This is a genomic window from Kamptonema sp. UHCC 0994, assembly GCF_029167235.1.
Taxonomy (GTDB): Bacteria; Cyanobacteriota; Cyanobacteriia; order Cyanobacteriales; family Microcoleaceae; genus Kamptonema.
The window spans coordinates 233-6,114 of sequence record NZ_JARFTR010000151.1 but is presented as its reverse complement, the minus strand read 5'-3'; the positions used below and the strand labels follow the sequence as shown (position 1 = coordinate 6,114).

Below are 5,882 nucleotides of genomic sequence, written 5' to 3'. Positions count from 1 at the left end.
GCGCTGTTGAGATTTGGGAGGACTCAAGAAGCATAAAAAAGTTTGATGTCCAAAGAAATCGGGGCTTTTGATCTATTTTACCCATTTTTCTCGCCAATGATCGATAACAATACTTACCTCTCTTTGGTGGAAAGCTACCTCAACCTATTTCGTTAATTCAGGGGTCTCAACGCTTTACCCATCAAGGTTTCAGAGGTTTATCACCCAGTCATAGCTGCGATTTCAATCGGCTGGATATTTTCTGCCAAGTATGTAAAGTTTTGTAATATTTTCCGATTTGGCGTAAAAACCGCATTTTTCCCCTGACATACCTACAGATAAACAAACAGTTGCGTAATAAAGTCAGGAGGAGTGCATCATGCCTGCGAACGATCTTAGTTTAGTCAGTGGTAGCCAAATCCATACAGGACAAGTAGGGACAACCTACCCAGACACCCTGTACAACTTAACTGGTAATGCCGACTTGCTGCTTAAAACCAGCAGTGGCACAATACTCGACATTTCTACCACCATTGGGACAATTCCAGACGAAATAAATGTCAAGGAATTAGCGGCGGAGGACAATTCTCTACTTGTCCCCTCAAAAGGTGGTGACACCGATTATAACCCAAGCCAGAAATTAGGAGAAGTTGCTAACAGCGAGAAACTGGTCGTAGATCCCCTGACAGGTAGCAATTCCGAACCGCCAGCAACAACTATTGTATCAAATAACCCTTCAGAAAAATCGACAGACTCCACAGATTTAATTACAGGAGATCCTGTCGAGAATCAAGATGCAACAGCGCCAAGCAACACTCTGACAGGAACAACATACGACACTGATTCTACAGATAAAATTACCGAAACTGGTTCCGAAGTAGGGATAACATCAGCCACAGAAAAATCCTTGGAAGAAACAGTTGCTTCCCCAGACAAATCATCAAATGAAATAACAAATTTAGAGACTAAAACCAGTCCAGAAAAACCAATTACTTCGGATAGTGAAACCACAGATAGTTTAACGAGAGTTTCTACCACAGAGTCCCCTGATAAATCAACAGACTCGGCAGCATCGGAAATCATATCAGAAACAACCAAATCGCCAGATACAACTATTAGTAATTCTGTTGAGAGTGCAGCCGCCAGTAACACCGAAAATGCAGCACTCAGCAATGGAGAAACTAATAACGAACCGACTATAGCCCCCCTCACACAGATAGCAACAATTTCAGAAACTGGAGCGGAATTTAAGGAAATAGTAACTTCTCCGAGTCAACTAACTAACTCCGTAGAATCGACAGCAATTCCAGATTTAGTTACAGGAGAGTTTGTCGAAAATCCCACTGAAAAATCCCCAAGTAATAGTCAGATCACCACTCTTAGTAATGCCGAAGATAGCCAGGAAGAAAGCCTGACTTTATCTTCTGACAAAACAACGATATTGCCGGAAGTAAAGCCATTACCAACTTCTGAGGATAAACCAGACATACAATTAGAAATAACTCAAGAAACAGTTGCCAGTAACGGGACAAATAGCAATGATTTAACAGGAAGTTTTACCGACAAAAAAACAGAGGAAAGTTCTAGTGATTCCGCGAACAATAATCCTACGGTAACGACAAATTCACCCGACGATCACCAAAGTGGATTAGCAGAGGAAGAGACTAAAATAGAAAATCATGTCATCGAAAATAGCATAACTAATGAGCCAAAAGAAACAGTAGCAGGTGATAAATTAACCACAGAAAAACCTGTTGATACTTCCTCGGAAACAACCAATACCACCAACACTGAAAAAAATCCAGCAGTTAATGGCGGCGAAGAAGAAAAAAAAGCTGAAGATGAAGCAGAAGTTTCCAGTGATGAGACACAAAAAGAATTAAATCCAACGGCGAGTCAACCCGAACTAACTGCATCTCCAGATCCCTTTACATCAGGGAAATTTAAGGTTGATACTACCGGAAAAGTCGGCATAGATTTCTTGTTTGATGGTGGCTTATATCAAGGTCAACTAGCTATCTTCAGCCTCAAAGGAATGGCGATATTTATCCCTGGTTCTGAAGCATTTATCAAAGAGGCAACTGCCAGAGCGCTGAGTAAATCAGTTCAGGGTAATGTAGTTATTTCTGACTTAAGCGAAGGTGCGAGGTTTTCCGGTAAATTAGGTGAAGAAAACTTTAACTCCGGGGAATATTTGGGAGTTAAAACTTTCGATATGACTCCTGGGGATGAGTTTGGTGTAATGATTGTTCCTAATGGTACTGTGCAAGAGGTATTTGACAATCCTGGTATTGGTGGTAATAAACGTCCTTTGTTCTCAATGGCGACAGCAAATCCTGAAAATGGAATGCAAATTGGTCAAATTGCTGATGTTACAGGGGAGGGAAATACCTTCTCTATGGAAGATTTGCGAGTTGATGGATGGACTGATAAAGATTACAATGATTTCGTCTTTCAAGTGCGAGGTGCTGTTGGTAAAGCGGTGTTGATGGATGATGTGGTTGCTGCGGGTAAGGATTGGCGTACTTCTGATTTAGGAAAAGCATTAGTTGATTATGCTAAGCCTTATATTAACCCCGAACCAGCAGAGGATTTAGAAACATCACTTTCAGGATTACTTGATGATTTAGAAAATGCAACTTCCCAGCAAAATAGTTTAGAGAATGGGATTCCGACAGGGGAAAAAGATTCACCGACTACTGGGGAGTTGATTGAGAAAGGTAGTGTGAATTCTGATGATAATTCGAGCAGCAGTTTACCAAGCGAGCAGCTAGATTCAAATCCTGATAGCCAAGCTTTAGCAGGTGACAAAGAAGACAATAGTACAGAAATTGCAGCGACCGATGTACCGCTGAAAGACAATTCTGAGACTGAGTTAACATCAGGTAAAACTGAGGAAATAAGCTCGAATTTAGCAGTTTTACCGCAGGCCGATCAAACAGCGGATAACTTGCCACAGACAGCAGCAGTTGAAGTAGAAAAAATTGACAATTCAGGAGTTGATTCACCTGAATATCTTATTGTACCTGCGACAGAAAGTTTGAGCAATCCAGCTATTACAGCAGATAGCAAAGAAACAGCAGTAATTCCAGCATCAGTTGTTAATGGAAGTGTCAGTAGTGTTTCTCAAAATACGGAAGTTGCAGTTACTAGCACAGGTGCGTCACCGCAGGTAAAGGAAACAATTACCAACAATTATAACTCTACGCCTGTTACTCCTTCAAAATTAGCAGAAGTGTCAGGTTCTACTGCTACTACAACTACGGAATTAACAACAAATACCTCGACTCCTACAATTGCAACATCTCCAACGAAAGAAACTGTTACTAATAATGGGCAATCGGCATTAGTGACAAATTCTCCGGCTGCGGAAGTTGTAACGGCGTTGATCAAAGAAACGGTTAGTGCTACTTCTGAAAATACGACAACTTCTCCTGTTGTTAATACTTCAGAAGTGAAAGCAGGTTCTAATCAACCAAGTGAAATAGTTGATACAAATGTTGACAAAATCCCTGATACGTCAGCAGAGATTTTAACTAATTCAACAACTAGCTTAACACCTGCGGCTGAAACAATCGAGTCATTTAACGCAGAGGTGGGAACTGAAACACAAGGATCTGTTTCCGAATGGCTATCACCTTCTTTTGGGTACGAAGAAACTGAATTATCAAGCTTTAATCCTGTAAATGCAGAGTTGATTTATCGCGTGGAAACACTGGCTGAAATCTTGAGATATCAACAGGATACAGGGATAAATGTTGGCGGTAATTCTATCAACCCAGCTTTACTTGAAAGGTTGGACAATATCGCTGCAAATTTGAGAAATAAAGACCAATCAATAGTCAATACTGCAACTGATAATGCTACTGCTAATTTGATTTCGCGCTTGGAAGATATGGTGGCGCGAGTTGCACCTGTTCCAATTGAATATGTAGAGCCTGTCGAGTTTGCATTTCCCTTAACTTCTCAACCGTTAGTGGGTGTAATTGATACGGGTTTCAGTGGCAATAATCCCGATCTTGATTATTCACGAATTATTTTAGGAAGTGACCGTGTTGCTAATGATGAAAATCCCTTACTAGCAACAGGTGAAGGTAGCGAACATGGTACGCACATTTTAGGCATTATTGCCGCAACTCAAAACAATGGTATCGGTATTGATGGGGTGAATGATAAAGCGCCTTTGTGGGTTGGCAGGGCAATTGGTTCGGGAAAATGGGCGGAATCTTTGGTTGAATTTGTTGATAAATTGCAGGAGTCAGGACAACCAAATGGAGTTGTTAACCTCAGCTTAGATTTAACTCAAATTAATCCAGATGGTAGCGTTACTACTCGTTATGAATTTACGCCAGAAGAGCGATCGGCGATCGAATATGCGCGTCAAAATCACGTTTTGTTAGTAGTTTCCTCTGGTAATGATGGCAGCGTGATGTCAGCTTTGGGTCAAGGTTCTCAGGAGTTTGACAATATTATTACCGTTGGTGCGGCTAAGCGGGTGAATGATGAAATTGCACTTTCTAAAGCTTACGATCGCGCGGATTATTCCAGTTACGGTCGCGGATTGGATATCATGGCCGACGGGGGAACAGTGGAAAATCCAGTATTTTCTACTACTGGTGATGGCGTAGGTGCGATGGTGGGGACTTCGGTAGCGACGGCGAAAGTTACGGGTGCGGTTTCGCAAATGTGGGCTGCGAATCCGCAGTTGAGTTATCGGCAAGTGATTGATATTCTTAAGTCTACGGCCACTGATTTGAAAGAGCCTAATTGGGATGAAGAGACGGGTGCAGGGTTGTTGAATATGGCGGCTGCTGTGGGGTTGGCGGGTGTGACGACAGGGGAAGTTTATCAGCCTAATACTTTGTTTACGCCTGATACTTGGAGCGGTCAAGGATTGGTGATAGCTGCTGAACGTGCTACTGCGACTGAATTCATGGGCAAATACTACGAGTGGGATTCATACACTATTAAACCAGGAGATACGCTGAGTGCGATCGCCTTCAGTACAATGGGCAATAGTTCTGCGCCTTACTACAACTTTATCGCTGAGAAAAATGGCATTACTAATCCTAACCTGATTTATGTAGGTCAAAATATTCTGATTCCACGACAAGTATCGGTTCCTACACCACAGCCGCAACCGCAACCACAACCACAACCTATCGCACCATTACCAGGTCAAGGAAAAGTACCTGTAAATGCAGGTCAGTTTATAAATACGATCCTGAGTAATAGTGTAACCATTCACTATTACACCAATGGGCATTTAATGGTTCAGCCCAATGGTGTCGAGAGTTGGTATAGCAACGGTACAGGTTTACCTATTCCCAATGTCAAAGTTACAACAACACCAATTCCTATTTCTATTGCTAATCAGGCTACTGCTGCTGAGAAGGGTAATGTTGTAGCTATTCCTGATGCTAACGGTAAGCTTCTAGTCTTTGCTATTGGTGCAGATAATAACGTTTGGCAATGGCGTGAGTCTGACAATAATATGACTTGGTGGCACAAAATGGGGCTGCTTGCGAAAGAAATAAGTGTGATTCGAGATAAAAATGGGCAATTGAGAGTCTTTGGAATTGGCACAGACGATAACGTTTGGCAGTGGCGCGAGTCTGATAATAATATGACTTGGTGGCACAAGATGGGGCTGCTTGGTAAGGAAATTGAAGTCATTCAAGCATCAGATGGTAGTTTGAGAGTCTTTGGAATTGGCACAGACGATAACGTTTGGCAGTGGCGCGAGTCTGACAATAATATGACTTGGTGGCACAAAATGGGGCTGCTTGGTAAGGAAATTGAAGTCATTCAAGCATCAGATGGTAGTTTGAGAGTCTTTGGAATTGGCACAGACGATAACGTTTGGCAGTGGCGCGAGTCTGACAATAATATGACTTGGTGGC

1 protein-coding gene is annotated in these 5,882 nt (G+C 42.1%); it reads left to right on the top strand.

Going from position 1 to position 5,882, the window contains the following annotated elements:
* Nucleotides 1-358 precede the first annotated feature (358 nt).
* Nucleotides 359-5,882: S8 family serine peptidase (locus PY364_RS14300; RefSeq protein WP_275523436.1), on the top strand; the 5,524-nt coding region annotated here is incomplete at its 3' end.